This is a genomic window from Leucobacter sp. M11, assembly GCF_035726885.1.
Classification (GTDB): Bacteria; Actinomycetota; Actinomycetes; order Actinomycetales; family Microbacteriaceae; genus JAPFRB01.
The window spans coordinates 467,928-472,202 of sequence record NZ_JAPFRB010000001.1 but is presented as its reverse complement, the minus strand read 5'-3'; the positions used below and the strand labels follow the sequence as shown (position 1 = coordinate 472,202).

Here is a 4,275-nt window from a genome sequence, read left to right as displayed (position 1 = left end):
GGTCAGAGAATGCTTACGTCGCATCGTTGCTTCCTAATCGTATTCGGAGCGGTGGCCGGGACCGTGCTCGATCATTCTGGGTGACGGGCGGGGTGTGCTCATCGGTGGGGTGCGCTCGTGGTGCGGTGACACCTCGGAAACTATCATCATTGACGGATCCCCAGGCGCGGCCCTGAAACTAGGATACATGGTAAGGCCACTGCCGGGGAGCCCGAAAGCGATAGGATCGGTGCAGCCATCGTGCCCCTCCGACGCTGACGCCGGAAGCGGACACGACCGAGGAGAGAGCAGACTGGTGACGAACACGCACAGCTTTTCGCCCGCCGTGCCGGTGCACACCTATCAGCGCATCGTGGAGCAGATCGAGCAGGCCATCTTGTCCGGCGATCTGCCCGTCGGCTCGCAACTCGCGAGCGAGCGCGAACTCATGGTGCAGTTCAGCGTGAGCCGCCCGACCGTCCGCGAGGCCCTCCGGGTCCTACAGAGCATGGGGCTCGTCGAGTCAAAGCCCGGCACCCGGGGCGGCCCGCTCGTGCTCGCGCCCTCGCCGAAGACCCTGCGGCGCTCCTTCCACACGATGCTCGGCACCGCCGCGCTGTCCATCGAGGAGCTCGTCCAATTCCGCATCGTGCTGGAGGGGTCGTCCTTCGCGCTCGCCGCCCAGGCGCGCAGCGCGGAGCAGCTGGAGACGATGCGGGCCGCGGTCGAGCGCATGGCCGCAGCCGCCGAGACGAACGCCGAGGACTTCGCGAGCGCCGACCTCGACTTCCACGAGGCGGTCTGGGCCGCCAGCGGGAATCAGATCCTGCACATGAGCGGTCAGGCGGTCTCCGGCATCCTCATCGGGATGATGCAGCGCGACGCCGAGGGCGAGCACCACGATAACCGGGTCAAGCTGGAGTCCGCCCGCATCGACCGCACGCTCTTTGACGCGATCGAGGCGGGGGACGCCCGCCGCGCCGCGGCGCTCGCCCGCCGGGCGGTCGCCGACCGCTACGCGCCGCTGCTGAGCGAGGCCGGCCGCGCCTCGATCGAGGTGCTCGCCTCCCCGGAGTAGCCCGCTCGGGCCCGGCGCGGCAGCCGCGTTACCCGGCGAGCAACAGCTCGGCGATCAGGAGCTCAACGCGCGCGCGAATGTCGTCGCGGATCACCCGGACCGCGTCTATCCCGCGCCCCGCCGGGTCTTCGAGGGGCCAGTCCTCGTACCGTTTGCCGGGGAAGAACGGGCAGGAGTCGCCGCACCCCATCGTGATGACCACATCGGAGGCCCAGACGGCCTCGGTCGTGAGGATCGTTGGGACCTCGGCTGAGAGATCAATGCCCTCCTCCCGCATTGCCGCGACGGCCACAGGATTGATCGTCGCAGCGGGTGCCGACCCCGCAGAGCGAACGTCGATGCGACCGTCCGAAAGCGTCGTCAGGTAGGCCGCCGCCATTTGGGAACGGCCAGCGTTGTGGACGCACACGAAGAGAACCGTTGGTCTGCGGGTCATGCAGCGACCCGCTGCGAGTCGACGACTGAGGGCGACGGGAAGAAGCGACGGGACCAGAGCGCCACCGAGACGAGTCCAACCAGGACGGGGACCTCGATCAGCGGACCGACGACTCCGGCCAAGGCCTCTCCGCTCGTGACGCCAAACGTGGCGATCGCCACCGCGATGGCGAGCTCAAAGTTGTTCCCGGCGGCGGTAAAGGCGAGGGTGGTTGCGCGGGGATATCCCAGCCCGAGCACGCGACCGGCGAGCATCGACGCCCCAAACACCACGACAAAGTAGACCAGGAGTGGGAGTGCGATCCGTGCCACGTCGAGCGGTCTCGCGGCGATGGCCTCGCCCTGCAGCGCGAACAGGAGCACGACGGTGAAGAGCAGTCCGCGCAGTGCCCAGGGGCTGAGCTTCGGGAGCAGGACATCCTCAACCCAGTCGCGACCCCTGGCCCGTTCCCCGAGGGTGCGAGTCAGATACCCGAGGACGAGCGGGATGCCGAGAAACACGAGCACCGAGAGGGTGATGGCCCACAGGGAGAATTCGGCGCTGGAGGTCGGCAAGCCGAGCCACCCCGGCAGGACCTGCAGGTAAAACCATCCCAGCGCGCCGAAGGCAGCCACCTGAAACAGCGAGTTGATCGCCACGAGCACGGCCGCGGCTTCTCGGTCTCCGCACGCGAGATCATTCCAGAGGAGCACCATTGCGATACAGCGAGCCAGCCCCACGATGATCAATCCGGTGCGGTACTCCGGCAGATCGGGCAGGAAGACCCAGGCGAGCACAAACATGAACGCGGGGGCGAGGATCCAGTTGATGAGGAGGGAGGCCACCAGCAGTCTGCGGTCCCCGAAGACGCGCCTGGTTGCGGAGTAGCGCACCTGGGAAAGCACGGGAACCATCATGATCATCAGGCCCAGTGCGATGGGCAGGGAGACGCCCGCGACCCGGATCGAGTCGAGCGCGGCCCCGAGGCCGGGAATGAGGCGTCCGAGTCCGAGCCCGAGCAGCATGGCGGCAAGGATCCAGACAAACAGGAAGCGATCGCGCGTGGCGAGTTCCGCGGACAGGACACCCGGCTCTGCGGGGGCGGGTTGGCGCACAGGTCATCTCCACGACGTCTTCACATCGACGCTTGTCGATGTGTCGAGTATGGTTGGTGCTCATGACCCTTGTCAATTTCGTCTGGCCGGACGGCAGGAGCGCCTGAATGAACGCGATCTCGACTCCCTGCGGTGATCAGCGAGCCGCACCGGGGGGCGCGCCCCCGGCCGCTCCCGCAGCCGATGCTCACTGTTCCCCGAGGGGGAGGGGCGACGGCCTGGGTGCCGAAGCGGCGCTGGCCCTCGCCACTCGCGTGAAGGCTCTGGCGGATCCCAGCCGCCTCCGGCTGCTGTCCCTGATCGCGGCGACCCCCGAATCTGAGACCTGTGTCTGCGATCTCACCGAGCCCCTGGGCCTCGGGCAACCCACGGTCTCGCACCACCTGCGGGTGTTGCAGGACGCGGGGTTTCTGCGCCGAGAGAAGCGGGGCGTCTGGGCCTACTATTCGCTCGTTCCCGGCGCCCTGGACGACCTCGTCGAGACGCTGAGACCGCTGGCGTCAAGAGCCCCGTAGCGAGTCACGCCCCCGGTGCCGACCGGGACGCGGTGGTTGGCGTTGGCGAGCGGCCATCGTCAGCCACAACCACCGCGTCGTGGGGCGTTACCGCTCCGGCAGATCCTCGGCCGCGAGGCACGCCGCGACGAGGACCGCCGCGGCCGGGTCGAGCCGGGAACGGTCGTAGCGCATCGCCGGGTCGTGCAGGCCGGGGGAGACGTCCGCGCCGATGCCGAGCATCGCGGCGGGCAGCGCCGGGTCGCGCAACGTATAGCAGTGGAAATCGTCCGAGCCCGAGGTGATCGAGCGCGGCGCGAGCGCGTCCGGCCCGGCCACCTGCGCGATCGAGCGGGCAAGCAGCGCCTCCGCCTCCGGCCCGATGACCGCGGCGGGCACGTGGTCCTCGAAGGCCAGCTCGAGGCCGACGCCGTGCCGGTCGGCGAGGCTCGCGGCGATCCGCTCCACCCCGTCCCGCAGGCGGGCCATCGCCTCGTTCGACTGCGCGCGCAGGTCCAGGCCGAAGCTCGCGGACCCCGGGATGACGTTCAGGTTCTCGCCGCCGGCGCTCACGTGCGTGAGCTTCGCCGACGCCGGGACCTGGGGGTCGACGCGGAGCGCGGCGACGGCCTGGGTGAGCTCGGCGAGCACCTCGACCGCGTTCACCCCGAGGTGCGGCCGCGCGCCGTGCACGTCCGGCCCGGTCACGACGCCGCGGGCGAAGAGGCAGGCCCCGTGCGAGATCGCCGGGGTGAAGCGGGGTGCGGGCAGCTCGGTGCCGGGCCGCAGGTGCACCCCGAGCAGGCCCCGGAGGCGATCGGTGACCCCGAGGGCCGCGACGGACTCCGCCCCGTTGCCGCGTTCCTCGGCGGGCTGGAAGATCGCGCGGACCCCGTGGCGGAGCCGCGGCCCCAGCTCCGCGAGGCGGAGCATCGTCTCGGTGACGACCGCGAGGTTCGCGTCGTGGCCGCAGGAGTGGGCGAGCACGGTGCCCTCCGGCGTCTCGTGGACGAGTCCGTCGAGGTCGGCGCGCAGGCCAATCAGCGGCTCGCCGGGCCCGACGTCCACCGTGAAGCCGGGGTAGTCGGGCACGGAGCCGTCGGGCGCGGAACGCTCGGCGAAGGGGACGGGGGTGAGCCCGGCGGCGCGGAGCACCTCGGCGAGGTGCGCCGCGGTCTCGTGCTCGGCCCAGCT

Annotated in this window: 5 protein-coding genes; 2 read left to right on the top strand and 3 right to left on the bottom strand. The window is 70.2% G+C overall.

Features of this window, described 5'->3' with window-relative positions; genetic code table 11:
* The first annotated feature begins 295 nt into the window (after positions 1-295).
* Positions 296-1,057 carry a FadR/GntR family transcriptional regulator gene (locus OOT08_RS02405; protein WP_325090955.1) on the top strand — a complete coding sequence of 254 codons (762 nt, stop codon included), beginning with the start codon at positions 296-298 and terminating at the stop codon, positions 1,055-1,057.
* Positions 1,058-1,085: 28 nt separating this feature from the next.
* Here OOT08_RS02405 and OOT08_RS02400 read toward each other — a convergent pair whose 3' ends face one another.
* Together OOT08_RS02400 and arsB are read right to left on the bottom strand one after the other, a co-directional pair.
* On the bottom strand, positions 1,086-1,493 hold the full coding sequence (locus tag OOT08_RS02400; protein ID WP_325090954.1) for an arsenate reductase ArsC: 408 nt from the start codon (positions 1,491-1,493) through the stop codon (positions 1,086-1,088).
* On the bottom strand, positions 1,490-2,587 hold the full coding sequence (gene arsB, locus OOT08_RS02395; RefSeq protein WP_325090953.1) for an ACR3 family arsenite efflux transporter: 1,098 nt from the start codon (positions 2,585-2,587) through the stop codon (positions 1,490-1,492). Before arsB ends, OOT08_RS02400 begins: the two co-directional genes overlap by 4 nt.
* 254 nt (positions 2,588-2,841) lie before the next feature.
* On the opposite strand from arsB, the gene OOT08_RS19040 reads away from it, so the two are divergent.
* On the top strand, positions 2,842-3,102 hold the full coding sequence (locus OOT08_RS19040; RefSeq protein WP_442916159.1) for an ArsR/SmtB family transcription factor: 261 nt from the start codon (positions 2,842-2,844) through the stop codon (positions 3,100-3,102).
* A gap of 87 nt (positions 3,103-3,189) precedes the next feature.
* Here OOT08_RS19040 and OOT08_RS02385 read toward each other — a convergent pair.
* Positions 3,190-4,275 (bottom strand): amidohydrolase (locus OOT08_RS02385; protein WP_325090951.1); only part of this gene is annotated, 1,086 nt, incomplete at its 5' end.